Origin of the sequence: Neobacillus pocheonensis, from assembly GCF_050477905.1 — a bacterium.
GTDB classification, from domain to species: Bacteria; Bacillota; Bacilli; order Bacillales; family Cytobacillaceae; genus Neobacillus; species Neobacillus pocheonensis_A.
Genome location: NZ_JBCNAD010000036.1, coordinates 42,522 through 68,946, shown reverse-complemented (window position 1 = coordinate 68,946; position 26,425 = coordinate 42,522). Strand labels below are relative to the sequence as shown.

18 protein-coding genes and 1 pseudogene are annotated in these 26,425 nt (G+C 37.2%); 13 read left to right on the top strand and 6 right to left on the bottom strand.

What is annotated here, in order from left to right; genetic code table 11:
- The first annotated feature begins 62 nt into the window (after positions 1-62).
- Both ABES02_RS20110 and ABES02_RS20105 read left to right on the top strand, forming a co-directional pair.
- A complete protein-coding gene (locus ABES02_RS20110) occupies positions 63-248 on the top strand; it encodes a hypothetical protein (RefSeq protein WP_430138891.1) in 186 nt (61 codons plus the stop codon).
- A 127-nt stretch (positions 249-375) separates the two neighbouring features.
- Positions 376-717, top strand: a pseudogene (locus ABES02_RS20105) (NAD(P)H-dependent oxidoreductase); the annotation flags it as partial.
- Positions 718-956: 239 nt separating this feature from the next.
- On the opposite strand, the gene ABES02_RS20100 reads toward ABES02_RS20105, so the two are convergent.
- Together ABES02_RS20100 and ABES02_RS20095 are read right to left on the bottom strand one after the other, a co-directional pair.
- Positions 957-4,223, bottom strand: coding sequence for an Ig-like domain-containing protein (locus ABES02_RS20100; protein ID WP_430138889.1), 3,267 nt, complete (start codon positions 4,221-4,223; stop codon positions 957-959).
- Positions 4,224-4,516: 293 nt separating this feature from the next.
- A complete protein-coding gene (locus ABES02_RS20095; RefSeq protein WP_430138886.1) occupies positions 4,517-6,742 on the bottom strand; it encodes a protease pro-enzyme activation domain-containing protein in 2,226 nt (741 codons plus the stop codon).
- Between the two features lie 665 nt (positions 6,743-7,407).
- Between ABES02_RS20095 and ABES02_RS20090 the strand changes: the two genes are divergently transcribed.
- Positions 7,408-8,097, top strand: coding sequence for a hypothetical protein (locus ABES02_RS20090; RefSeq protein WP_430138883.1), 690 nt, complete (start codon positions 7,408-7,410; stop codon positions 8,095-8,097).
- Between the two features lie 258 nt (positions 8,098-8,355).
- Here ABES02_RS20090 and ABES02_RS20085 read toward each other — a convergent pair whose 3' ends face one another.
- On the bottom strand, positions 8,356-8,658 hold the full coding sequence (locus tag ABES02_RS20085; protein ID WP_430138881.1) for an EthD family reductase: 303 nt from the start codon (positions 8,656-8,658) through the stop codon (positions 8,356-8,358).
- Positions 8,659-9,471: 813 nt separating this feature from the next.
- Here ABES02_RS20085 and ABES02_RS20080 point away from each other — a divergent pair.
- The 3 genes from ABES02_RS20080 to ABES02_RS20070 all read left to right on the top strand — a co-directional run bounded on the left by ABES02_RS20080 (position 9,472) and on the right by ABES02_RS20070 (position 12,185).
- Complete coding sequence (locus tag ABES02_RS20080) at positions 9,472-10,032, top strand: hypothetical protein (protein WP_430138878.1); 561 nt, start codon at positions 9,472-9,474, stop codon at positions 10,030-10,032.
- A 170-nt stretch (positions 10,033-10,202) separates the two neighbouring features.
- On the top strand, positions 10,203-10,622 hold the full coding sequence (locus ABES02_RS20075; RefSeq protein ID WP_430138875.1) for a Gmad2 immunoglobulin-like domain-containing protein: 420 nt from the start codon (positions 10,203-10,205) through the stop codon (positions 10,620-10,622).
- 297 nt (positions 10,623-10,919) lie between these two features.
- Complete coding sequence (locus ABES02_RS20070; protein ID WP_430138872.1) at positions 10,920-12,185, top strand: efflux RND transporter periplasmic adaptor subunit; 1,266 nt, start codon at positions 10,920-10,922, stop codon at positions 12,183-12,185.
- Positions 12,186-12,726: 541 nt separating this feature from the next.
- Here the strand turns inward: ABES02_RS20070 and ABES02_RS20065 are convergent.
- Complete coding sequence (locus ABES02_RS20065; RefSeq protein WP_430138869.1) at positions 12,727-13,353, bottom strand: fumarylacetoacetate hydrolase family protein; 627 nt, start codon at positions 13,351-13,353, stop codon at positions 12,727-12,729.
- A gap of 41 nt (positions 13,354-13,394) precedes the next feature.
- On the bottom strand, positions 13,395-14,162 hold the full coding sequence (locus tag ABES02_RS20060; RefSeq protein ID WP_430138866.1) for a DUF3891 family protein: 768 nt from the start codon (positions 14,160-14,162) through the stop codon (positions 13,395-13,397).
- A gap of 191 nt (positions 14,163-14,353) precedes the next feature.
- Between ABES02_RS20060 and helD the strand changes: the two genes are divergently transcribed.
- The 4 genes from helD to ABES02_RS20040 all read left to right on the top strand — a co-directional run bounded on the left by helD (position 14,354) and on the right by ABES02_RS20040 (position 20,010).
- Positions 14,354-16,660 carry an RNA polymerase recycling motor HelD gene (gene helD / locus ABES02_RS20055; protein WP_430138864.1) on the top strand — a complete coding sequence of 769 codons (2,307 nt, stop codon included), beginning with the start codon at positions 14,354-14,356 and terminating at the stop codon, positions 16,658-16,660.
- A 236-nt stretch (positions 16,661-16,896) separates the two neighbouring features.
- A complete protein-coding gene (locus tag ABES02_RS20050; protein WP_430138861.1) occupies positions 16,897-17,853 on the top strand; it encodes an L-lactate dehydrogenase in 957 nt (318 codons plus the stop codon).
- 70 nt (positions 17,854-17,923) lie between these two features.
- Entirely contained in the window at positions 17,924-19,099 is a 1,176-nt protein-coding gene (gene ilvA, locus ABES02_RS20045) for a threonine ammonia-lyase (RefSeq protein ID WP_430138905.1), read from the top strand.
- A 98-nt stretch (positions 19,100-19,197) separates the two neighbouring features.
- Positions 19,198-20,010, top strand: a complete 813-nt coding sequence (locus ABES02_RS20040) for a protein phosphatase 2C domain-containing protein (protein WP_430138858.1) — start codon at positions 19,198-19,200, stop codon at positions 20,008-20,010.
- 153 nt (positions 20,011-20,163) lie between these two features.
- On the opposite strand, the gene ABES02_RS20035 is transcribed toward ABES02_RS20040, so the two are convergent.
- The gene (locus ABES02_RS20035; protein WP_430138855.1) at positions 20,164-20,781 is read right to left on the bottom strand and encodes an NUDIX hydrolase; all 618 of its coding nucleotides are present in this window, start codon (positions 20,779-20,781) and stop codon (positions 20,164-20,166) included.
- 447 nt (positions 20,782-21,228) lie between these two features.
- Between ABES02_RS20035 and ABES02_RS20030 the strand changes: the two genes are divergently transcribed.
- The 3 genes from ABES02_RS20030 to ABES02_RS20020 all read left to right on the top strand — a co-directional run bounded on the left by ABES02_RS20030 (position 21,229) and on the right by ABES02_RS20020 (position 26,421).
- Complete coding sequence (locus tag ABES02_RS20030) at positions 21,229-22,512, top strand: glycosyl hydrolase family 18 protein (protein ID WP_430138852.1); 1,284 nt, start codon at positions 21,229-21,231, stop codon at positions 22,510-22,512.
- Between the two features lie 682 nt (positions 22,513-23,194).
- Complete coding sequence (locus ABES02_RS20025; RefSeq protein WP_430138850.1) at positions 23,195-24,787, top strand: FMN-binding glutamate synthase family protein; 1,593 nt, start codon at positions 23,195-23,197, stop codon at positions 24,785-24,787.
- 2 nt (positions 24,788-24,789) lie between these two features.
- The gene (locus ABES02_RS20020) at positions 24,790-26,421 is read left to right on the top strand and encodes an acetolactate synthase large subunit (RefSeq protein WP_430138847.1); all 1,632 of its coding nucleotides are present in this window, start codon (positions 24,790-24,792) and stop codon (positions 26,419-26,421) included.
- The last annotated feature ends 4 nt before the right edge of the window (positions 26,422-26,425 follow it).

Genomic DNA, 26,425 nt, shown 5'->3' with positions numbered 1-26,425 from the left:
GAGCGGAAATCAACAGCCAAAATTAACAGAGCCAAATAATAAAATAATATGGACGGTCATTTATGATATTTAGGGTGAAAATATTTGATCAAAAAGGAAAAGAACTTGAAATTGAAAATAAAATCATTAGTGGTATCCTATTTGAATCTGAAGAAGCAATTGAATTTTTTTTTAAAGCAATAAGAAGCAGTTTGCCACCAAATTTCCAGTATAAAGTGATTTTCGAAAACCAAGCTGATGTTCACTAAAAAATTGGATATGTTAGCGGTGTCCCAGGACAATTTTTTTGACATTCAGTAAATCATTTTATAAAATTACCTCGAATTAAAAATAATAAAATTCAAGAATTATTATTTATTTTATTTTTGATTCAAAATAAAACCATTTTGGAACTTTTCATTCCCTCCAGTTATGAAGGCTTATCTTGATTCAGTTTCTGTGGCTGGGAAAACTTTCAAATACACAGAAAACGGCCCTATGGGACTACTACAAGATAAAAAAGCATTGCACATTCAAGCTCGCGGTGGAGTTTATTCTGAAGGTCCGGCAGCTCAAATGGAAATGGGACACCGTTATTTAAGTGTAATGATGAGTTTCTTTGGAATTCCGGCTTTTGAAGGTCTATTTGTAGAAGGACATAATGCAATGCCAGATAAAGCACAGGAAATAAAAGAAAATGCTATTGCCCGTGCTAAAGATCTTGCTCATACTTTCTAGTTTGATAAACTCGAAGAGATAGACCCATGTCGGGTTTGTCTTTTTTAATAGTGTGATAGGGTATTAGTGAACAATATAAAGTATGAAACTAAAAAAACGGGAGCCATTTCGATAGAAACGGCTCCCATTTTTTTTACTTCTCAACCTTTTGGGGTGAATGGCCACAAATTTCTGGCTTTTCATATTAAACATTGCGGCGAATTGAAATCCCATCATCAATCATTCTAAATGGACATAATTTAATTAGGTTTAACGATAACAGGAATTATGATTTTAAAACCGTCATATTCCGCAAATATCACAGCCGCCCCTTCAGATTTCGCTGCGATCTTATGATCAGCGGTCACCTCAGCTACTTCCGGATTTGACGTACCCCAAGTGATATCAGCCGTAACGTCTTTTACCGTTCCATCGCTGGACATAGCATTTATGACTACATCATTTGTTGAGCCTACTGAATTTATGATATAACCCGGCGAAGAACTTATTCCCAAAGTAAATGTAGGAGGTGTAGGATACTTTGCTACAACTTCAACATCAATTGTCTTTGTCATTCCAAAAACAGTAGCAGTTATTGTCGTTTTTCCAACAGAGTGAGCGATGAGATGTCCATCAGCAGAAATCGTTGCAACCGATTCGTCCGCCACCGTCAATTTTGCTTTGCTATTAAGATTATAACAATCACAATTTCCATCTCTGCCTGGACGACCAAAGAATCCATTAATTGAGATGTCAGTGGACTTATTAGGTTCTAACATTATATCTTTAGTTGTCCATACACCGTTTTCAGCCCAATATAAATCTACAGGCTTAGTGTTTCTTACCCAAATAGCATCTTTCAAACCATTATAATTGAACCAGATGTATGCTTCACCAGGGCCGACCCATGTAATGACCCCGTTCTGGTCAACAGTTGCTACACTTTCGTCGGAAGATTCCCATTTCCCTTCTGTATCAACCTGAACTATATTATGATCTGTATATTCAGCAAACGCGTTCGCATCAACAGTTCCTGCTTCAGGGTGTAATATCATCCCATTGCTACCCCAAGTTATCGCTTGTACTATATTTCCTGCTTCAGGCTGTAATACCATCCCCGTGCTAACAATTCCTACTAAATTTACTGGTCCAGGTTGACTTTGTACTTTTACTGGAATTTTAATAGGAGGGAAGCCTGCAATTGTTGCACTAACTGTCGTTTTTCCAAGTTTCATTCCAGTAAATTTCCCGTCTGTTACACCAGCAATAGTAGGATCCGCTGAACTCCACTGGATTGAGTTCGTAATCTCTCTTTGAGTCCCATCATTGTATTGGGCAAGAACATGTACGGGATAAAGCTTATCTTTTTGAACAACAACATCCATTGAGGATACAAGCAATGACTCAATTTTTAAATCCTCTGTAGATGCATCATTTCCAGAATGAATTGAAACATTCAAGATTTCGGTGCTTGTTCCGTGATCGATAAGGACCTGAGTTGTACCTGGTGCAACCGCTGTAAGAACACCATTCTTAACTGTAACAATGTCCGGGTCTAATGATGTGAATCTTGAGTCTGAAGTGACGTCAGCTGTTGAACCATCCTGATATTTTGCTTTTACAGAAAACGAATGTGTGTGGTCAGCTAACTGAAAGGAGATGTTCGTTTCACTAGGAATCAGACCAACAATTTTATTCACGAAATCATTAGAAGGTTTTTCTGAAACGGTAATAGGAATCTGCTTTGAGTAACCAGAGCTATCTACGGTAACTATTGCTGTACCAGTATTTACAGCAGTAAGTAGGCCATCCTTATTCACATTAACAACATCAGGATTAGATGATTTATAAACCGCAGTTGAAGTCGAATTTACCACAGATTTGTCCGTATAGCTTGCTTTTACCTCCAATTGCTGCTGTTGATGTACTACCATATTTTTCATATCTGGTGTAACAGAAATCGATTCAGGGGTTGGAGCCTTCCTCTGACCGTCTTTATTCGTGACTGCCACCGGGATATCTACAGTGTTACGACCACCATTATAGTCAGCATGTAAAATGGTCGCGCCACTCAATTGACCAATAACCTTTGGTGTACCACCATTTGTTCGCTGAACTGAAGCTACGAAAGGATTGTCGGGATACATTTCAACGGAAGCTGTGACATCCTCCGTGCTCCCATCACTGTAAATCGCTGTTATCGCAATAGGCGCGCTTTCTTCACCTACACCTATGGAGATATTTGATGGAGAACCTGTCAAACCAATAACTCTTGGAGTAGTAAGCTTATTGGTGACAGTAACCTCCATTTTAACTGGAGGAAGAACATCTGATCGATAGGAAGCTGTCACAATGGTTTTACCTGGCTTACCTGCGATGATTAATCCTGAATTCGTTACCGTTGCAATGCTGCTGTCTTCGACAGTCCACTTCACATCATATGGATTTACATTTTGATTTAAAAGCATACCACCCTCTGATATTCCGTTAGTGAATACTTCGGTTAAGTTAACCGGCGAATTTGCACCTGGCAAAATTTCAACAGCAGGTGTATCGGTTACAAGCTTCACCGGCTTAACAACATTAACAAGTACAGCAGAAACCAATTTATCGTATTTAAAATATATATAGGCTTGTCCTAGTCCAACTGGAGTAATCTGACCATCTTTACTAACGGTAGCAACATTACGATCTGTCGTTGTCCAACTTCCTAAATTGGTAACAGTTGCACCCCCCATGAGATCCCTTGTAAAGGCTTCTACTTGAACCGGCTTATCAGAGGTTTCTAACCTCAACACGGCAGCCGTAAGTTTAAGCTCTGTTACATTATCTGGAACATCTTTTATAGAAGCAAAGAAGTTTATCTGTGGAAAAGTTGAGTAGGTTACTCCCAATGAAACATCACCTGATGATATCCCTTTTAATACGCCATTTTCAACCTTTGCAATCGACGGATCTTGTGATTCCCATGTAGCTAAATTAGTTACGTCTTCCATCGAACCATCGCTATAAAGCGCTTTTAAAGCGATAGGACGCTCTTTCCCTTCATCTATGAATGATATTCTAGGTGCAGCTAAAACGAGCGATACAATTGTTTTCCCTACTGAAGCATTTAGAGTTTGACTTAAAACACGCGCATCTTGAGTAACATTTACTGCAACGTTTAACACTGCATTACCAATACTGAATTGTACATGTGTAGACCCTGCATTCACAGCTGTTAGCACTCCACTAGCAACTGTTACAACTTTCTCATCTAGTGAAGTCCATTTTCCTTCTGCTGTAACATCGGCTTTGGAACCATCCTTATACTCTGCTTCAGCCTTTAATTCATGTTTGCCTTTAGAAAGAGAGAACGAGACTGTCGATTCACTTGGAGTAAGTTTTACGATCTCCTTTGTGGGCGGTTCCTTTGTTTCCTTTACTAACTTTTCAGGTGAGGCAGAAGCCAAACTACTAAATAGAGATAGGATTACGGTAAAGATGAGAGTTAATGCTGTAATTCGTTTTTTCACCTTTGTTGTCATTTGTCAACCTCCGAAATTTTTTTTATATTAATCAACCTGTAAATACAGACTGGTAATATCAATCTACTAATACTAGATTTCTTCATGTGATTTCATTTTTCACACTTACCTTGTTTATTGAAAAAGATATCCAATGAAAAATTGACGTTATTTTCAATGAATATGTATTTTTCATCATTAAAAATTTATTAGATTTTTTCCAATTTTCACAATTCAAATACTAAATTATGACTAATCTTCCCGTCTAAAACAAACCCAACGGCCTCCTTTTAATAAAGACCGCCGGGTTTATGTTATTGAACCTGTAAGCTTACATCATCTACAAAGAAATCAGTTGGATTACTGCTGTTATTGGTGCCCTTAAAAGCAATCTGTATGGTCTGCCCTTTATAATCCAAAAGGTTGAAGCTATGCTGCACCCATCCTGCTGCCGTTCCATCATTCAAAGTTAACAGGGTGGACAGGCCTGACCCGCTTGTATTTCTAACCTGTGCATAAAAATAATCATAGGGATGTTTCCTTTCCTTGGTGGATACACAGGTCCAAAAAGTAAGAGAAGCACTCGTTGCAGTGGATGGAATAGTAACAGTCTGATAGATTATATCAGTACTCTTATTGTAGCCATTTAGATATGCAGAATAACTGCCGGAATGCGGTTGGGTTGTAATCAATTGTTGGCCGTTAGTGCTCGATTCTACCCAAGGAGACTGTCCATTTTCAAAACCGCCATTTGTAATAAGCTCTGTTCCTCCGCCTGTTCCTCCGCTTGGACTGTTTATATCGCGAATCAAATTATATGCATCCGGGGTCCCAATACCGGATGCCAAATCATAGCCAGGTGTTGCCCGATAAAATAAGTTGTCTCCGGACGTAATATCATGATACGCCGGAAATGTTTGTACAGTATTAAACATTCTATAAAGAGTTGGGTTCGCCTCGCCAAGATTGCCCTTACCATTGGCTGCAGCGTACTGATTATTGAGGGCCGCGATTCCTGCCCATAAAGGTGCAGCTGCCGATGTCCCTCCGACTACAGTCCAGGAGCCCCCGCTATAGATAGAATAACCAGTGCTTGGATCAGCATCGGCCGATACATCCGGAACCTGCCGATAGCCATTTGTATACATATTTTGGACACCAGTACCTGATTGGAAAGAAGGCATAGTATATTTTTGGGACAAACCGCCGCCGCCTCCCCACCTGGATGTGGTATCGCTCCAAATTGTTTCAGAGCTATAAGAAGATCCGCTTAGATTTAAGTGGGTTCCGCCAACACCTGTCACATATGGGTCATTTGCAGGACTGTCGACTTCTAAGGTACTGCCGCCTGAATCGTAAGCCCCATGGTCACCAGACGCAGCAAAAATACTTTGTCCTTGTGTAGCATATTGCTGAAAAATTGTATGGAGGCTATTCATGGTCGCACTTGAGATACGCTGTTCGCCGATTCCCCAGCTGACGGAGATTGTTTTTGCTAGATTATCAGACGCAATTTTTTGATAATTATCGATTAAACCTTGATCTGTATTCGGTGCTTCATATACTATGACCTGCGCTTTTGGAGCTATCGCATTGATGACCTCAATATCCAGTTCAACCTCAAGTTCTGCTTGACCGGCAGCACCGTTATAACCGTCGATATAAACGTTCGTTGGTGCAGGACTTCCAAGACCATAGTAGTTACTATAGTTGGTAGTGTTCGTAGCCTTATATCCGTCAAGCTCCATGACGGCTACTGTTTGACCGCTACCTGTATAGCCGGCACTTGCCAGCGCGCTGACATCGTAAGCCCCTTTCAATTCATCAGGCGTATACCCGCCAGCTGGACCGCTGCCCACATTCGGTATAACTGCTGCTGGCTTTTGATTTACATAGGGTGATGTTTTACTGATTTTTGGATGTGTATAGTGTGCTTCGTTATTCATCCCTTCTACATCTGTGATTACTCCGGAAAATTCCGCAGGGATCATCGGTGCCTGGGCATTTGAATAATAGGTTTGCCCTTTGGAATTTTTATAGTTATTAATCGTTACACCAAATGCATCTTCCATTTGTCCGGTTGTCCCACTGACCGTAATAAACGCATTATTGGCTGAAACATCTTGGACTTTAAAGCCTTTACTAGTTAAATAGCTCTTCACATTGGCAACCGTTTCATCAGTTGGCCCATATTGACTTTTGAATTCTTCAGGTGATATGAAATGCTTGTAGTTAGGAGAGGAAGGGTCGCTCAAACTGTCAATAAAATGGTCCAGTTTATCTCTGTTTCTTAATTGCAAGGCAATTGTTAAAGAAGATTTCGTGCTGCTGTTCGTGTGACCAATGAGAGTACCGTGCTTAGCGGCCATTGGCGCTGCTCCATTAAGCTGAACGTGGTTGGATGTTGCTGCATAGCTCGATCCTCCTGACATGTACAACGTCAAACTTAACACGGATGCAGCCGTTGAAATGAATACTTTTCTTTTCATCCTATCTCTACTAAGTTTTCCTGTAATTTGTTTTGTTACCTTTTTTCTCATTTGTCAACCTCCTATTTTTTTTTATATTAATCAACCTGTAAATACAGACTGGTAATATCAATCTATTAATACTAGATTTCTTCGTATGATTTCATCTTTCACACTTGAAAAAGATATTCTATGAAAAATGGACGTTATTTTCATTGGATGTGTATTATTCATCATTAAAAATTTATTAGATTTTTTCCAATTTTCACAATTCAAATACTAAATTATGACTAATAAATTGACAACAAAATATTTTTTTAAAAAAGTAACTTTAAACACGCAATCTGTCCAATAAAGGGGGAAATCTTAATGAAATTCAAACCAATATTATTGCCCAAGCCCCTTTTTATTCACTCTTTTCGGCCGATTCAGACATAAATTCATTTAAAATTCGGTCCTTGATATTTCAAATAAGCATCAATTGATAATAAGTTAAAAAAATAATCTGCAGATATTGTCGGTAACAATAGTCGGGTAACTATTAGGAAAAAATGGTAACATCCTATTAACACTGTATAGGTTCGGGTAACTAAAAAGCATTATAGGAATTATTTAATTAGTACTTGGAATGGATATAATAAATGATGAAAAAACTATAGTAAGTAAATCTAATCTGTGAAGTAGTAAAAGGAGAAACATTGTATTATGCATAAATGGAAAATTCGGGAGGATAACAAATGAGAAGGATAAATCCAGGATCCATCATTTCTCACATCAAATATGGGAATCTAAAAATACCAAAGAATATTCAATGTGAGTGCCCGGGATGCAGAAAAACAACTGAATTTATGCTTAATGCAAATTACCAGAGTAGTAAGAATGGCATCGTAACGGAGTGTAGTTGTCCATCTTGTAAAAAATCAGCAGTTTTTATCATTATGACTAAGGAAGATTTAGATGAACATGGTGAATATGCTGATACTTATATTTATGACCCACAAGCTTCCAAACATCCGATTAATCAAATAGAAACTCTACCCAATATACCTAAAGACCTAATCAGAGCCTATCGTTCAGCATTAAATGTTTATCAATCTAGAGAAAATTCAGCCACTGCCGTGATGTCAAAACGAGTGATTGAAAGTATCCTAAAGCATTTTCTCGATGAAAAAAGTAATGCGCAGCCCTTGTCTCAACAGCTTGAAATCCTGCCGAAACATGTTGATTTAGCAAAGCCTATTCTATCCCTTAGCCATTTATTGAAAACTGATGATTCCCTATATCGGATGCTTGAATTGGAAACTGAAATGGATTACGAGACGTCCTCGTTACTAATGGACTTATTAGAAAGCTTAATTGAGTATCTTTTCGTCCTGCCAGGGAAAATCGAAGTCACCCATAATAAAATAGCAAAGAAGTTCAATTAGAATAGTCAAGTAAATGTTAATGGTAAAAGTGCCTTTGAAGTGGCCAAACAGTTCTTACAGTAGAATGGGTTATTGGAAAAATAAGGTGAATGATGTCTAATACTCTTAAAACCACTTAGTCATAAAAAACAGCGAAAGTTACTCTCCATTATTTGGATAGTAAGTTTCGCTGATTATTGTTTATTACCTATTGAACATTATTGGAAACAAGAAATGAGAGAGAGTGACATTCACTCCGATTTAGTAGGGAACCTTTTCTTATTCAATTATTGTGATTATAGGAGGATTATTTAGGTATTTAAATAAATGTATTCCATCCGCCTCGGCAGCTTTTGCCTCAGGGCTAGACAATGCTTGATTTAGTGTATCCAAGCTTTCAAATTCAAGTTCAGTGATTAAGTAAAAATTTAAGTTGGAATTTTGCGTTTGAATGACTCGTTGTATCGATTCACTCTTAATATGGGGAATCTTCCTTCCTAGAGGAATATGAACGTCGAAGTAATACTTTTCAAATCCTTCTTTGTCCTTAGGTTGTTCATAAAAAACGATAATTTTAGCCAATAGACAAAACCTCCTCAATGTCAAATCCTTCTATTTTATTCAACAGGATTTTAGGGTATTCCATTGTAAAATACGCTCTTACTTTTTTCTATAATTTTTAAAAATCCTAGTTTAACATTATCCCTTAAACCTAAACCATTTATCACTTAATGAAAAGCGGGTTCTTTTCTTACCAAAACACTGAAGATTTTTGTCGAATTTACTAGTAAGAAGAGAAAATACGCAAAAAAACACTTAAAAAATAACCCGACATCCTTTCTATGAAGTGATAATGCGGGATGAATACGGAAACTAATCTCGTCAGATAGCTATTGGTAAACTGTATGTCAACGAGAAACCTAAATAACCATAAATGGATTCAAAAAGATTACTAGTTCTATCACTGTTATCCTAATAGGGTTTGTAAAACAAAAACAGCCGGTGATTGGTTTGTGGATATTTCCATTTTGCCAATCTCGGCTTTTGTCTGACTTTTGATTAATGTGTGATTATATATTTCATATTTTTGGATATTCTACGGGCATATCATATAGGTGGGGTCCATTGTTATGTTTCAGAGAACAGAAGATCAAATGCGTAATAAATAGGTATGTTGTCGAAAACAAGCAGGACGCTTCGAACGTAAGCACTTGGTTAAATAATTGTTCTATTTTGTTTGATAAGATTAATACAATGTATATAGGTAATTCTAGGGGGGTGTTAAGGGGACGGATTTATTTATAAATTAAGATGCAACAAGTTTCTAAATTTTTGTAAAAGAATATGCCATCACATTTGTCAGGAATAGAAATTTCAAATGAGGGGTGATTCTTTATGACATTTGCTTCGTTTATTCGTTTTACTGGGTTGTGTTCGATGATTTCGGGTATTCTTACTGTTTCGTTAGCCATATGGTATAACATATCCATGGATGCATTTGGAGCTTATGTGGATTTAATTAGTATGCTTTTTTTGATACTGGGGCTTGTTGGAATGTATCTTAGTCAGGCGAAAGCTTTTAGAATAATTGGTTTTATTGTTTTCCTTTTGACATTCTTCGGTGCAATCATGTGGGCTGGGCATGGCTGGACCATCTCCTTTTTAGTACCTTTATTAGAAAAATCTGCTCCAGCAATCCTTGACAATCCTCCAGCCTTATTAAAGACAGGTGTCGCTCTTTCATTGTATCCCTTCTTTATTGGTATTTTATTATTCGGTCTTTGGACTGCGATAAAAGGTGTCCTTCCTCGTTTTCCTGCTATTCTCCTTGTCATTGTTCCAATACTTGACTTCATTCCATATGGTTCTTACGTATCACAGCCACTTGCAGGCATAGCTGTTATTTGGCTCGGTTATTCATTATGGAAAAGGAATTATGATTCAGAAAACAATTAACAATAAACACTGAGAATTTTATTAGACAAAATAGGTAAACCCGAAAATTTCGGTTTCACCTAATAATTCGAACTGATGCGAATCTTCCTTAAGAAGATCGCTTTTTTTAATTTTTTTATGAAAATTCACTTCTTCAAATGTGAATATAATAAAAATAGGGGGTGTAAAAATTGAAAAAAATCGCTTACTTGTTTTCTATTTTAATAGTAATTTTTTCTTTAATGGCTTGTCATAAACAACAAGAAGCAACAACAGATTACCATGGGCCAGTTTCTAATGTGCCTGAGAAAAAGGAGTACCATAACCAAGTGTTTAAAGACGTGGTGGTAGCTGAATCAGAAGATAAAATCATTGTAACAGGTAAAGCCCAAGTATTTGAAGGAGTGTTTCATTATGCTCTTTATGATGGAGAAAAAGTGTTGTTAGAAAATAAGTACCAAACAGATGGGGCTCCTGCATGGGGAGAATTTGAAATTACCTTTGAAAAAGAGTTGGTGACTACAAATGATACTAAATTCGAATTATTTGTTTTCTCAGCGAAAGATGGTTCAAAAGTGAACACTTTAGAAATTCCAATTCCAAAACCTTAGTTGGGGTTAGTGGTAATTATGTATAAAAGATCAAGCTGTCATCAAAGGCAGCTTTTTCTAATTGTTTTATCATGGCATGTTTGTTCAAGAAAGGTTTAAAGATAATCAGAGAAATTTTCTGGTCTAAAATTAGATAAGTTAAAAATGCAAAAAATGTTTTATCATGTATAACATATTTAATTTTCAAAAAATTATTTCTTGAAACTTTCTCTATAAAAATGGACAATTGATATTAGTAGTTTGTTATAACACTTTTTTCAATATTCGCTATTTATCTATTAAGAAAGGGGTAGTGTTATGGAAACAGCAAAAAGAATTGGGGTAGATAATGAACATGTACGAACCCCGCGAAAGAAGAAATGGATGATACTAGGGATTTTTATTCTTTTATTCATGGCTGTATTGTCAATCATAGTGGTAGTAGAAGTTAAAAAAAGTAATGCTAAGCCGTTGGTGTTTATAAGTCCAATTGAAAAAAATTTTACTAAAACAAAAACAGTGTCAGGTCGTGTTGTACAAAGTCATACTGAAACGATTTATATAAATGCAACAAAAGGATCTATTCAAGAGATTTTTGTGAAAGAAGGGGAAACGGTTACTCCAGGTCAAAAGCTCTTTTCTTATGAAGGCTCAACAGTCGCGGCAGATCAAGGGCAAGCAGAAGCAAATAAAAAACTAGCAGAAACAAGTGTTACACAGCTGAAAGAGCAAATCACTTCATTGGAGCAGGATATACGAGAAGCTGAATCAACCACAACTCCTGATATTACTGATACACCTGATACAACCAATACTACTGATGCAGTTGATACAGCTAACCAAGCTACTAAAGCGATCACGATCCAGTCACTTCAAGCTGAACTAAATTCAGCAAAAGCTGAGCTCCGTGCATCAGAACTAAAAGTAGAAAAATATACGTTGGAGGCTGAAAAGTTAAAAGCTGAGCTCGAAACATTAACTGTCAGCAGCCTAACTGCAGGTGTAATTACAAATCTGAACCAAAATGTAGGTCAAGGTTTTCAAGCAAAAGATAACCAGCAACTAGCCATCATGCAAATCGCTTCGAATAATCCGTTTCAAATTGAAGGAAAGCTAACAGAAGCAGAAAAAGCAAAAATTACACCAGGCCAATCCATAACCGTAACTTCTAAAGTAGTTGCTAATAAGAAATGGAAAGGAAAGATTTCGGAGGTTAGTGATAATCCTACATATAAAACACCTGCAAATAAGGGGAAAGATCCACAACAAGAACCAATTCCATCCTATACTTTTAAAGCAAGTCTTGATTCACAAAAGGGCCTATATCCTGGCTACACTACCACGCTTGACGTTGTAGTGCAATCAAAGGAGTTGCTAGCAGTTCCAGAAACGAGCATTAAGGGCTTTGGCAAATCGACATATGTATATGTACTAAAAAAAGGTAAGCTTCATGAACAAAAGGTAGAAACTGGTCAGAAACAAGGCAAATGGGTTGCCATCCTTAAGGGGTTAAAGAAAGAAGACAAATTAGGAGAAGATCCATCCTGGATCATTCGCCTGGGTACAAAAATGAACCTAAATTAAACTGCTTGAGACCACCGAGTTTGTGGGTACAAGGCTTGCTGTTTTAATAAGTTAATACATAGTAGTAGGGAGATTACAGGGGTGTGAAATTAATCACATCCCTTTTTATTTGAAGTTATTTCATTGTAAAGGTCTTTTATGAAGAAGAATTTATCAATGAATAAAGGTGATTTAGAATGCCAATGATTAGGAGTTAGAGGAGTTCGTCTGAATGTTAAAGGAACAAACGAGGTATTCTCGAATCGGGCAGTAATGGAGCAAGTAACCATCGTAATATCTGAAGAAATCGTCCAATGTGATTCTGTCGGAATCTAACTGCAACAGGAGGACTGAACTTTCAGAGGGTATGTAGGGAAACCAGTGTAATGAAATTAATGGTACTCCATATGATGATGGCAATGGTTGGGGAAATTAGTAATGAATAAATTAGTTAGAGGAATATTATTTGTACCAGGTTAACGGAAAGCAAAAGGACGGTTTTCATGATTGAAACATGGGTATTGCCTACAAAGCCAGCAGAACCGTCCCTTGGTATCCTGATTTAAGTTAATCTAATAAAACAATCACCGACAATTTTGTTATCCCATTTTAATGACAAATGATCTCCGTCAAGAACTTGTCCGACTCCTTCTGGTGTGCCAGTAAAAATGATATCACCTTCATCCAAGCCAAAGTGAATCGAGGTGAAATCAACGATTGTCTGTAAATCAAAAATCATATTTTTACTATCTTCTTGTTGTACCTTCTCCCCATTTTTAATAAGAATGAAGTCCTTTTCTTTTATTTCGTTTATTCCAGGAAACTCAATGAATTTACTTACAACAGCCGAATGAGGAAACCCTTTTGCAAGCAACCATGGATACCCTTTTTTCTTTAGTTCATTTTGAACATCTCGTAAAGTAAAATCGATACCAATTCCCATACGCTTTATAACTTCATCTGCTTTCATGCCTTTTTCATGTTTTCTTCCAATCCAGATAACCAGCTCAGTTTCATAATGGATAGATCCACGATTTCCAGGTAGAGAAATCTCCTGACCATTGGCTTCCACAAAGGCATGAGTAGGCTTCGAAAATAGAAAAGGGGAATTAGGAACCTCATTGTTTAATTCTTTTGCATGAGCAACGTAATTTCGACCAACACAATAAATATTTTTGATCTCACTCATATTCAAACCCTCTTTCAGTAATTTTCTATCTTCAATCAGTTTTATTTTATCGTAACACTTTTATGGGAATAGTGGGTCTTTGTATAGGCTGATATAAGCCCGTGAGACTTTATAGCCTCTTTTTTAACTTCCTTAAATTTTAACGTCACTTCTACCTGTTTCTTTAAAGGAAACACCGAGAGGGAGACAGTTTCTTGGTCAGCCCATTTTACCTGAATGGGCTTATTATTGGCAAAAGTGAAGGAGGGGGAGATGCCATCCTGAAAAAAGTGATGCTTTTTATCTTTTATAGCTCCTGGTTCGTTTAAGCAAATATATAGGGAGAGGTTGTCACAGAATTTTAATATGCTTAGATGATATTGTAACTGCTTTTCCTTCCCCATTTTACCTAAAATTCCACACATTTTTAATAAGTGAAGCTGCCTGGTGATTTCTTCCTCTACAAATTTCGTTCCGATCGGGTCCTCTTCATATTGAAGAAAGGAAACATAATGTAAACTACAAAGAAGACTTGCATAGAGGCTCATTTTTTCAACTTCATTGATTCCTTTTTTGTAAAACTCCACCTTTAAATCAAGAGGAAAATCCATAAAAGAGTACGGCTTTTGCTTGTTACGATTCCATAAAGGGGCCGCATCGGGTTCAATCCAGCCTCGATCATGTTCAAAAATGCCAAGAACCACTTCTTCTTTTCTGTCTATACCTTCAAAATATTTTTCTTTCCAATTTCGAACAATTTCTCCTGATATTTTAGCGTGGTCATGTTGAGTAATCATGATATAGCTATGGTCACGTTCACGAATGATCATTTTTTCAACCCTTTCTGCAGAAAATTATAGATTATTTTGTTCAGAGCAGTTTTCCTTTTTTCACAGTTCCTTGATACAATCGGAGAAATGTACGATCCCATGGTCGTTAAACTTGACTAGTATAAAAGATTTAGTTTAATCTTATTATTCCATGCTTTCAAAAATGCATAGAGAGGTGGTTAGAGAATAGGATGAGTGCCAAAGATCAAGTGTCTGTTCGTGCCCATAAAGATTATCAAGCAGAAGTGGAGCGCTTAGAGTTTACAAAGGAATATATACGAACCGTTTTAGACATTTCTAAGGGGAATAAAGAATATTTCATTGAAAATATGAAACAAGCGTTTGCCGACCTGAATTCAAAGGATAGTAGTACGAGCTACACGGATCTCCTTGCGAATGCAAGTTATCTTGAATTAGCGGAAAGTGAATTGAAAAGGCTTGAAAGCGTGATTGGCAAACCATATTTTTCAAGGATTGATTTTACGAGCAATAGTACGAATTTGGAAGAAATTTTGTACATAGGCAAGGTATCTTTGTTTGACCGTGTCTCGCAGCAGCCGATTATCGTGGATTGGAGGTCACCGATTGCCAATGTCTACTATGACGGCCGGCTAGGCGAAGTGTCTTATGAAGCCTATGGGGAGACACAAACCGGTTACTTATCATTAAAAAGGCAGTATGAGATCGTCGATGGATTATTAAAAGAAATCAGTGATATCGATTTAACCACCCACGATGAACTTTTGCAGAAATCTTTGTCAGGCAAAGCAGACAATCGATTAACCGAAATCGTGGCGACCATTCAAAATGAGCAAAATGAAGTGATTCGGGCATCTCTGAAACACCCCATTATCGTTCAAGGGGCTGCCGGAAGCGGGAAAACAACGATCGCACTCCATAGAATATCCTACTTTCTCTATTCCTTAGGTTATCAATTTCCTCCAGAAAAATTAATGATTCTCGCACCAAACCGACTATTTATTGATTATATATCTGCTGTCTTACCGGAACTCGGGGTCAACAAGATTAATCAAACCACCTATATCGATTTTATGAAAAGCTGTTTGGGACAGAAAATAAAACTATTTTCCCCAAATTCCAAGCTGATGAAGCTCCTTGAAGATAACGGAAAAAATAAATCGATTCAATGGGTTTCCAGCTTTAAGGGTTCACTCGAATTTAGGGATTTAATCGATCGATATGTAATGGAATTGGAATCTAATCTGGCCCCACGAGAGGATTTTGTCGTTGAAAATTCCATTTTGATGAAGGGCCAAAAACTTGAAACTCTATTTTTAAAAGAATATACCTACTTACCAATCTATAAAAGGCTTGGAAAAATAAAAAACTTATTAGAAGATGATGTAAAAAAGAAGAAAACCATTATGTTAAGGAATCTGAACAAGAAATTTGAAGAAACACTCGAAAAGGCTATATATAACAGAAGGATGGAGCCAGAAAAAAGGAAGCAACTTGTGGTTACCTTAATGGATAAGAAGGAACAAAGACAAAAGAGGATCGTGCAGGAGTCAAAGGTAGCTGTCAAGAAATATATGGACGCCTTTATCATGAAAGATATTTTTACCTTGTATAAAGAGCTAATGTCTTCTCCAAAATGGATTAAAAAACATTCAACCACTCTTACTGATAAAGAATGTAAGGTCCTGAGCAAATATTGTATGCGGATCTTCGATCGAGGTGCCTATGAACTTGAAGATTTAGCTCCGATATTTTATATGAAGGCAAAATTGGAAGGCATCGATGAAAAATATAAAATGCGCAGTATTTTCATTGATGAAGCGCAGGATTACAGCTATTTCCAATTTGCCGCATTAAAAGAAGGCTTTGATACAGACTTGTTTACCATTGTTGGAGATTTAGCACAAGGGATTCATTCCTATCGTGGCTTGAATAGCTGGACACCGGTTTTGAAAGATATTTTCCCTAATGCGAACTATCAAACCTTACAAAAAAGCTACCGAACCACTGTCGAAATCATGAATTTAGCAAACGATGTCCTTATGCTGCTTGACCAAGACTTGCCAAAGGTCGAACCAGTCATACGTCATGGTCAAAAACCAAGTTATATAACAATAGACACTAAGAATCTGGAAGTAGTGAGGCGGCAGTTGGAACAAGATATATCCTCACTTAAAGAAGAAGAGTTGCACTCCATCGCAATCATTGGACGGACCGAAAAAGAATGTCAACGAATTCATCAGCTTTTTGAAAGTAGTGATCTTCCGATTCAGTTATTAGAGGAAAAAGAAGAAATGAAGAAGGGGCATATTGTGATACTACCTTCTTATTTATCAAAAGGGTTGGAGTTTGATGCCGTTTTAATTGTAAGCTTGGAGGAACCATACTCGCCAGTTGACCTGGACATCAAATTATTATACGTATCGATGACTAGACCGATGCATCGATTATACTTATACGGAAAAGACATGTCAGACTTTTTATTAAATCGGACGGACTCGCTTCATTACGGAACTTAATGGTTGGAAATATAAATTCTAAGAAAATAAATATGTGATGATGCTTAAAGGACTTCCAAATTTGGATGTCTTTTTTTTAAAAGCATTTTTAACAATTGAAAATAGAACTGTAATCGCCTTTTATAATTGGAAAGACTCAAGTTTCATTTAAGTGTAAATGGAGCCAAGGGTAAATTTCCAGTTCACGGTAAATACTACTTTTATATCAATTTTAAAAAGACTGTAGGGGGATATGTATGGCAAAAATTAATCGGGTAGCTTTAATTGGAACAGGTGCTGTAGGTTCAAGTTATGCCTTTGCCTTAATTAATCAAGGAATTGTCGATGAACTTATTTTAATTGACCTTAATAAGGAAAAAGCGGAAGCAGATGCAATTGATATGAATCATGGGATGATAGCTGCACCCTATCCCACTGATGTTAAAAGTGGATCCTATAAGGATTGCCATGACGTTGATTTAGTTGTAATTTGTGCAGGTGCTGCTCAAAAACCAGGGGAAACCCGTTTAGACCTTGTGGATAAGAACATAAAAATCTTCAAAGGAATTGTTGATAGTGTGATGGAAAGTGGATTTGATGGAATCTTTCTGGTTGCAACCAATCCTGTAGATATTCTTTCTTATGCTGTTTGGAAATACAGTGGGCTTCCTAAAGAAAGAGTAATCGGTTCTGGAACAATTCTTGACACAGCACGATTGCGATATAACCTTGGACAATACTTTAATGTTTCACCTAACAATGTTCATGCTTATATCATTGGAGAACATGGTGATAGTGAATTACCCGTTTATAGTACAGCAAGTGTAGCAAACACAAATGTACTTAAGTTGATTGATAATAATAATGAATATTCATTTGAAGACTTAGATGCCATTTTTATTGATACAAGAGATGCAGCATACAAAATAATTGAAGGTAAAGGGGCAACTTATTATGGAATAGCTATGGGGTTATTACGTATTACAAAAGCAATTTTCCGCAATGAAAATGCCATCCTTCCAGTTTCAGCATACTTAGATGGACAATATGATACGAAAGATGTTTACATAGGTGTACCGTGTGTGGTTAATAGAAAAGGAATTCAAGACGTTATTGAACTGGAATTAAGTAATAAAGAAAAAACACTATTTAATAACAGTGTAAAAACATTGAAAAATGATATTTTAGCCAAATACTTTGACATACAGCTTTAAATTTGAAAGAAGTGTTGTAGGAGGATTTAATGTGTTAACTCTAGATGATGTAATAATTGCCCGTGAAAAAATGAAGGGAATTGTTCACACCACACCGCTTGATTATTCAAAAACCTTCAGTAAACTAACTTCTCAAAATGAAGTGTATTTAAAGCTTGAAAATTTGCAGAAAACCGGTTCCTTTAAGGTAAGGGGGTCTTATAATAAGTTGATTTCATTGTCCGATACGGACCTGAAAAAAGGCGTAGTTGCAGCTTCTGCTGGAAATCATGCTCAAGGTGTTGCCTATTCTAGCCAAATGTTAGGAATTCCTTGCACCATTGTCATGCCTAAGGGAGCTCCACTCAGTAAGGTGCTAGCTACAAAGCAATATGGAGCAGAGGTGCAGCTTCAAGGAAATGTGTTTGATGATGCATTAGCTTATGCGTTGGAACTAAAGGATCGAATGGGAGCTACCTTTGTTCATGCTTTTGATGACGAGGCCGTTATTGCAGGTCAAGGTACAGTAGGTTTAGAGATTTTAGACCAATTACCTGATGTAGAAGCCATTTTGTGTCCTGTCGGGGGAGGAGGACTAATTGCGGGTCTTGCACTGGCAGTAAAACAGAAAAACCCAAGCATTCGTGTTTATGGGGTACAAGCCCTTTCATGTCCGAGTATGAAACAGTCATTAGCAGAAAAAAAGCCTGTTATGGTGGAGTCTACTCCTACGATGGCAGATGGGATTGCCGTAAAGAAACCAGGTGAGAAAACATTTGAACTTGTTCAAAAATATGTAGATGATATTTTTTGTGTAGATGAAATGGAAATAGCGAGAACGATGCTAATGGTGTTGGAACGTAATAAGCTGTTAGTGGAAGGCTCCGGGGCCAGTGCATTAGCATCGCTATTGTATAAAAAAGTAAATATAAAAGAGAAGAAAGTAGTTGCTGTTTTAAGTGGCGGGAATGTGGATGTGAATTTTATTTCACGCATCATTGAACGTGGCATGGTGGAGTCAGGAAGATATGCGAATTTATTTATTATCTTAAAAGATAAGCCAGGTGAACTACAAAAAGTGCTGAACTCCATTACCGAATTAGACGCGAATATTCAATCTGTCATTCTCCATCATGCTGGGGAGCACATTTATCCAGGATATGCCCAACTTGAGCTATCGTTAGAGACGAAAAATCATGATCATATTGAGACATTAAAAAAAGTGTTGAAAAATAATGGATATGATGTAAAAGATAATTCCTATTGAGTAAAAATAGTACCTCTAAAGATTCAAATTAAATCATATAATGTTTTATCTATTAACTGTTTTTATGTTTAGTTTGATAAAAAAGAGGTGGACAACCAATGAAGGTTGAGTCTTTTTTTAGTGCTGCCCCACATAAAAGTGTAAGTGAAGATTCAGTTTTATTAAATGAAAAGTTAAACGTTTATGGGGTTTTTGATGGGGCAACACCATTACATCCATTCAGAGATGAAAACGGAATGAACGGTGCATATTTAGCAGCTAATATATTTAAAGATTATTTCTTAAAACTTTACCGAAGTAACCTTTCATTAGTTGAAGGAATCATGGTTGCTAATAGAATGCTGAGAGACTATATGAAAAAATACAATGTGAATCAGGAAAAATCTGAAAATCTTTGGTCAACATGTGTTGCCATGATAAAAATTGAGAACAACGGGAAGATTTCTTTTGCTCAGCTAGGTGATTGCATGATAATGGCAGAGTATCAAAACGGAATGATAAAAGCCTTAACAAGGGATACAGTAAAAGATATAAGTAAAAGAGCAAAGGAATGGCGAGAGGACCAACGAAAACAAGGGGTTAAAATAGCAGATGAGGAGTATTTTCAAGATATTACTCAACAGCTTATCTTTAATCGATCATTAGCTAATAAGCAAGATGGATACACTGTAGCTAATGGCAAAGAAGAAGTTGTAAACTACATTCAGCATGGTCAAGTAAATATAAGTGAAATAAAAACATTATTAATGATGACAGATGGGCTCTTTCACCCCCAATTTTCAATCGAAGAATCTTTTAAAAAGATACTTAAATCGGGTATTAATAGTTATTCCAATGAATTAGGACACTTTGAGAAAAAGAATAATCTTCGTCAAGATGATAAGGCGGGGATCATGATACAATTTATGTGAAAACCGGAGATTCTAAATCTATCGGTAATTTTTTTTTGAAAAAAGAAATGATAGAATATAAAAAGCCAAGATGTATTTTGATTGTTTTCAAACTATACCTTGGCCTTCAACCATGAGAGATTAGAAAAGGGGACGTAATGTTAAAAAAAGTATTTAATCAAAATAAACGTTTTCTAGTGGATTTTTTAAGTATTTAAAAGCCATTTCAATTTGTGATTTTGTATTCCGAGCTGTTGAGAGAGAAGGGAGTTCGTTTTCATCAAAGAACTTTACTGCACTTGTTTCAACGCCCGTGGCGGGTTGCCCGCCTATTATTTCACAAAGGATAAATATTTTATAAATATGATAAGCTGAAGGCGGATGTGGATGGCATTTATTATCGGTTACAGCTAATAATTTGATTGCTTTTACATCATATCCCGATTCTTCTTTCACTTCTTTAGCAGCGACTTCACTTACGGTTAATCCAATGTCTGCCCACCCCCCAGGTAATGCCCAATAACCATCTGTTTTTTCCTGAACCATTAGTATTTTATTATCCTTAAAGACTACAGCCCTAATATCGACCTTAGGCGTTGCATAACCTTTATCAGTAGCGAATAAATCTTTAATTACTTGCCTTTCTATATTTGTGTAATGTGCTAAAATGTCTACACTAATATTTCTAATTAATTCAAATCTCTCCAAGTCATATATATCTTTTGAATACATTAATCCCGCCTGAGCAATGGACTGAAGCTGTTTTGCCCAATCCAGCCATTGAGGTTCCAAAATCATCACTCCCATTTAGTCTAATAATTCTTACTATTACTATAATATATTAATCAAGCAATAATTTGGTACAACTCCTGTACTAGAGTTGAAAATAAAGACTAATCAAAGAATATTACTAACAATCTGTTAAAAACACCATTTTAAGTGATTTCGTATTTGAAGTAAGGCAGGGTGTCTCTTGAGGCATCCTCCCTTACTTTTTTTCTATAATTTTTTAGTTAAACGTTATCCCTTCAACCCTATACCATTTATTAAATGTGCCCTCAGCAATAAGGCCGGTTAAATAGCTAAATGAACTTGTTGTATATGAGGCTGCCTAGGGATTCCTGCCAGGGATAATTTACTGACTTAAACGTACATTTTTCTATCTGAATCATACACTTCACATTCAAAAAGAATATTATTACCGCTAGCCAATATATGTTTATAGAAGGGGTGAGAGGGATGACTGTTCATGTCGTAGGTATTGGTGAGAATTTGTGGTCTATTTCTAAGCTGTATAATGTTTCAATGAGTTCAATTGTTAGTGTAAACGGGTTACCATCTACCACAGCACTTGTTCCTGGTCTTGCTCTTTTAATTCCAGACGATACGCTGCCAATCCGTGCTTACCGTATAAAAGCGGGTGATTACTCTTGGAAAATAGCCCAACAATATAACTCTAATCTTTCATTGATAAGTGCTGCTAATCCGGAAATAGACATGAATCACCTCCGAATTGGCCAGGTTATTAACATTCCTTCAACATTTAAATTGGAAATTACTACTCTTGGGTTTTTAGTTCCTTCTGCTGGAACGACAACACTTTCTATTTTAGATTCATTATCCAGTCAATTAACCTATTTAGCGATCGTAAACTACTCATTCACTGATGAGGGTTTCGCTTTTATGGAAATAGATGATTCCGCCATTATTACGAAATGCAATCAAGTAAACATTACACCTTTATTAATGCTCCGAAATTTTACGGCCAAGGGGTTTAGTTCCGAGCTCGCAGGAAGGGTTCTGGGAAATTCAACCTATCGTCAAAATTTAGTGGCAAGCATTGTCAATCTTACTACCACTAGAGGGTTTGGCGGTGTGAGCCTTGACCTTGAATTTATTCCTCCGGTAAATCGTAACGATTTTAATTTGTTCTTAAAAGAATTAAAGACACAATTAGGCGGACTCATTTTACAAGTAAACGTTCACGCCAAAGCGGAGGATTTGCCGACGAATCGGATTGTCGGAGCTTATGACTATGCGGCAATTGGCAATGCGGTTGATTTGATGGCGATCATGACGATCGATTATGGCTATCCGGGCGGCCCGCCCGAACCGACCGCACCCATAGGATGGGTAGAACAAGTAATTCTCTACGCTTTAACTAAACTTAATCCACAAAAAATGTTAATCGCCATGGCGCTGTATGGGTATGATAAAGTGGCCACTTCGAATGAAACGAAGGGATTATCCGTGCTTGCCGCACAAAATCAAGCGATTATAAATGGAGCACCTATTCAATTTGATACTACGGCTAAATCACCATGGTATCGTTATTGGAGCGGCACAAATGAGCATGTTGTTTGGTTTGAAGACATTCGAAGCTATATGGAGAAGAATAAACTTATTGATATTTACGATTTAGTTGGCACAACTTTTTGGCAGATCAGTTTGCCAGCACCTCAAAATTGGGCGTATTTAACCAAGAATATAACGGTTGTAAAAAAAGGTATTGAAAATATTTAAGAAAAGCAAAATTGAAAAGGGGTTTCAATGATAGACAAAACCGGTATCTACTTTTAAAAAAGACCTTAAAGGTCTTTTATTTTTATTTGTGTGCAGATGTAGATGAGACGAGCGAAATGAGGAAATTCCTATAGGGAGTTGTCGGTCTGAAGAAGTGAACAATGCAAATTTATAAGATCGATTTCTACATGTTGAAAAAATGTGGGGCTCAATAATTAGACCCCTTCTATAATTTTCTGGATTTGTGCTCTGTAGTATTTATAGCTTTAGAATCCTTCATCGTCTCAATCTATCTGATCAAGTCGGGTTACAGGTACATTCAAATCGTTTTCTAGGTTATTCTGGATTCTTGATTACTTATCAAACCTATTCCCTAGATTGGTCATTCCAATCATGTATGAATGGAAAAGACAGAAAGATTAAGTAGCTCCCACAGCCGTAGTTCTCAGCGTAATAATAGGAAATGGATGGTTTCGTATAAAAGCTAAATAGGTTAATTGGTGCTTGAACTCTGGTGTTTGAATACGTTACCAATCTGGGGGTCAGGCACTTTACAAATAGCTCTTATTTTTCTTAACTGGTCGAGTACCCTTTGGATAAATTTCCCCATAAAGAGAATCTTATTTATATAATCCTATTTTTATGGTAGTAAATTAAGTGTTTATTTATGGAGGAAATGATAATGAATATTGCCGACGTTTTGATCATCATTCTATTTGTTTTATTAGCTTTGTTTGTATTGGTCTTTTTAGTGGTTGGATTGTATTTATTATTTATCGACCGAACGCAAAAACAGCATCCAATTCTTCGCAATTATCCACTTTTAGGACGTGCAAGATACTTTTTGGAGACAATTGGACCAGAGCTTCGTCAGTACTTATTTGATAGTAACAAAGATGGAAAACCTTTTTCTCGCATCGATTTTCAACATATTGTAAAACAAGCAAAGTATAAACGTAATGTGATTGGATATGGTTCACAACGGGATTTTGAAGAATCTGGTTTTTATATTCGGAATTCCATGTTTCCTAAATTAACAGAGGAATTAAAAATGGACCAAGAGACAAAAGTAACGACGAATCGTTACCTCTTGTTAAAAGAACCTTTATTTACACAGAAAAAAGAAGCGTTAGAGGAAAATGAATCATCCGCCTATTTATTAGACGATAAGGATGCGATCGTGATTGGAAAAAATTTAAAGCACCCCTTCATTGTAAAAGGGCAAATTGGGATGTCCGCAATGAGTTATGGTTCTTTAGGTGATCATGCCATTACCGCACTCTCTAAAGGCTTAGCAATTGCTAAGGGGGCATGGATGAATACAGGTGAAGGCGGGCTTTCAGAATATCATTTAAGAGGCGGAGTAGATATCATTATGCAAATTGGTCCCGGATTATTTGGGGTAAGAGATAGAGAGGGAAATTTCAGCTGGGAAGCATTAAAGGAGAAAAGTCAAATCCCTGAAATAAAAGCATTTGAGATTAAATTAGCTCAAGGGGCAAAGACACGCGGCGGCCATATTGATGGCGAAAAAGTAACAGAGGAAATCGCAAGAATCCGGATGGTAGAACCATTTAAATCCATCGATAGCCCTAATCGTTTTAAAGAATTTAGTGATTTCCCATCCTTATTTAATTTTATGGAACGGATTAGAGAGGAAACAGGAAAACCGGTTGGAATGAAATGCGTTATTGGAAGTATGCATGAAGCCGATGAATTGGCAAAAGCCATAAAAGAAACCGGAAAAGGCCCCGATTTTATCACCGTAGACGGTGGTGAAGGCGGTACAGGTGCTTCTTATCAGGAACTGGCTGACAGTGTTGGATTACCTATCAAAGCTGCTCTGCCATTAGTAAACAATGGCCTCATAAAATATGACGTCCGTGATCGAGTGAAAATCATTGCCTCAGGCAAACTTTTTTCACCAGATCGAATCGCGATTGCTCTTGCGATGGGGGCAGATCTCGTCAATATTGCACGGGCATTTATGATTACAGTAGGCTGTATCCAAGCCTTAAAATGCCAATCAAATGCTTGCCCGGTCGGTGTAGCCACAACCGATCCCGATTTACAAAAGGCTCTTGTCATTGATGAGAAAAAGTATCGTACGGCCAATTATTTAATCAGTATGCGTAAAGGGTTGTTCCGTCTGGCTGCCGCAGCTGGTTTGGATTCCCCAGTGCATTTTAAACCAGAACATATCGTTTACAAAGACGAAAGAGATCATGTTTATACATTAGAAGAAGTGTATCAATCCATTGTAAAGGGTGTTTAATAGTGAAGGCAGCTGAATTATTAGTTAAGTGTTTAGAGGAAGAGGGCGTAGAATATATCTTTGGGATACCAGGCGAGGAAAATATCGACCTAATGGATGCTATGCTGGATTCAACGATTAAATTTATTGTAACCCGACATGAAACGAGCGCTGCTTTTATGGCAGGGACCTATGGAAGGTTAACGGGAAAACCGGGTGTGTGCTTAGCTACCTTAGGGCCAGGCGCAACAAATCTGTTAACAGGTGTGGCAAATGCCAACATGGATTTGAATCCAATTGTGGCGATTACCGGCCAAGCTAGTTTAGACCGGCAGCATAAAATTAGTCATCAGTATTATGATTTAATTCATATCTATGAACCTGTAACAAAATGGAATGCTCAAATAAAAAAGGGAGAAATCATACCTGAGGCAGTTCGTAAAGCATTTCAAGTATCGACTCAAGATAAACCAGGTGCTGCCCACATCGATCTCCCAAATGATGTTGCTGGAATGGAGGTTCAGGGAACTCCATTAAAGGGAACAGACCATACTTTAACAGAAGCAGGGGATCAGGTCATTAAAGTGGCAGCCCAACTTATTCAACAGGCAGAGCACCCTATAATTTTAGCTGGTAACGGAATAACTAGAGGAAATGCTGCTGATCAATTACGGGCTCTAGTGGAAAAGATCAATATCCCAGTCGTCCATACTTTCATGGGAAAAGGCGCTCTTCCCTGGAACCATGACTTAAGTTTACTTACAGCAGGCATTGGCGGGAATGATTACATTACTTGTGGATTTAATCATTCCGATTTAATTATCGCGATTGGTTATGATATTGCAGAATATGCTCCTTCTAAATGGAATCCTGATGGAGCCACCTCCATTTTACACATTGATACAGAAGAAGCAGAGACCGATCAAAATTATCCTGTAAAAATAAATGTAGTAGGAGATATCAAACAGAATTTAGAAAAATTACATAAGGTTCTTTCCCCAAGAGAAAGGAATAATTCATGGGTATTGAACGTTCGGAATAAGGCACTGACTGAGCTGAAGCAATTTAGTGACGATACAAGCTTCCCTCTCAAACCTCAGAAAATTATTTCCGATTTACGGGCTGTTTTAAAGGAAGAGGATATTGTGATTTCAGATGTGGGGGCGCATAAAGTATGGATCGGGAGAATGTTCCATACCTATCAACCGAATACTTGTCTTATTTCTAATGGCCTGGCATCAATGGGGATCGCTGTCCCTGGAGCAATAGGGGCGAAACTTGCCGAGCCGAATCGTACCGTTGTAGCGGTTTGCGGGGATGGTTCTTTTCAAATGACCGGCGCTGAGTTAGAAACAGCCAAACGACTGAATCTCCCAATTATTGTTTTATTATGGAGAGATGAAGGATATGGCTTAATCGAATGGCATCAGTTGAAAAAGTTTAACCGTCCTTCCCATATTAAATTTGGAAATCCTGACTTTGTGCAGCTTGCCTCGTCCTACGGATTTGAAGCTTTGCAAATTAACAGGGCAGAGGAACTTAAACCTGCATTGGAAAAAGCCATTGCCATGAATAAACCTGTCTTTATTGATTGCCCAGTTGATTATAGTGAAAACATGAAATTAACCGAGAAATTAAGTCATCTTCAATGTTAAGAAG

What these genes read in the sequence shown, in the direction of transcription:
- ABES02_RS20080 (WP_430138878.1), top strand. Translation starts at nt 9,472, where the DNA reads ATGACATTTGCTTCGTTTATTCGTTTTACTGGGTTGTGTTCGATGATT.
- ilvA (WP_430138905.1), top strand. Translation starts at nt 17,924, where the DNA reads ATGAAGGGAATTGTTCACACCACACCGCTTGATTATTCAAAAACCTTC.
- ABES02_RS20110 (WP_430138891.1), top strand. Translation starts at nt 63, where the DNA reads ATGATATTTAGGGTGAAAATATTTGATCAAAAAGGAAAAGAACTTGAA.
- ABES02_RS20090 (WP_430138883.1), top strand. Translation starts at nt 7,408, where the DNA reads ATGAGAAGGATAAATCCAGGATCCATCATTTCTCACATCAAATATGGG.
- ABES02_RS20070 (WP_430138872.1), top strand. Translation starts at nt 10,920, where the DNA reads ATGGAAACAGCAAAAAGAATTGGGGTAGATAATGAACATGTACGAACC.
- ABES02_RS20065 (WP_430138869.1), bottom strand. Translation starts at nt 13,353, where the DNA reads ATGAGTGAGATCAAAAATATTTATTGTGTTGGTCGAAATTACGTTGCT.
- ABES02_RS20050 (WP_430138861.1), top strand. Translation starts at nt 16,897, where the DNA reads ATGGCAAAAATTAATCGGGTAGCTTTAATTGGAACAGGTGCTGTAGGT.
- ABES02_RS20040 (WP_430138858.1), top strand. Translation starts at nt 19,198, where the DNA reads ATGAAGGTTGAGTCTTTTTTTAGTGCTGCCCCACATAAAAGTGTAAGT.
- ABES02_RS20100 (WP_430138889.1), bottom strand. Translation starts at nt 4,223, where the DNA reads ATGACAACAAAGGTGAAAAAACGAATTACAGCATTAACTCTCATCTTT.
- helD (WP_430138864.1), top strand. Translation starts at nt 14,354, where the DNA reads ATGAGTGCCAAAGATCAAGTGTCTGTTCGTGCCCATAAAGATTATCAA.
- ABES02_RS20060 (WP_430138866.1), bottom strand. Translation starts at nt 14,162, where the DNA reads ATGATCATTCGTGAACGTGACCATAGCTATATCATGATTACTCAACAT.
- ABES02_RS20025 (WP_430138850.1), top strand. Translation starts at nt 23,195, where the DNA reads ATGAATATTGCCGACGTTTTGATCATCATTCTATTTGTTTTATTAGCT.
- ABES02_RS20095 (WP_430138886.1), bottom strand. Translation starts at nt 6,742, where the DNA reads ATGAGAAAAAAGGTAACAAAACAAATTACAGGAAAACTTAGTAGAGAT.
- ABES02_RS20030 (WP_430138852.1), top strand. Translation starts at nt 21,229, where the DNA reads ATGACTGTTCATGTCGTAGGTATTGGTGAGAATTTGTGGTCTATTTCT.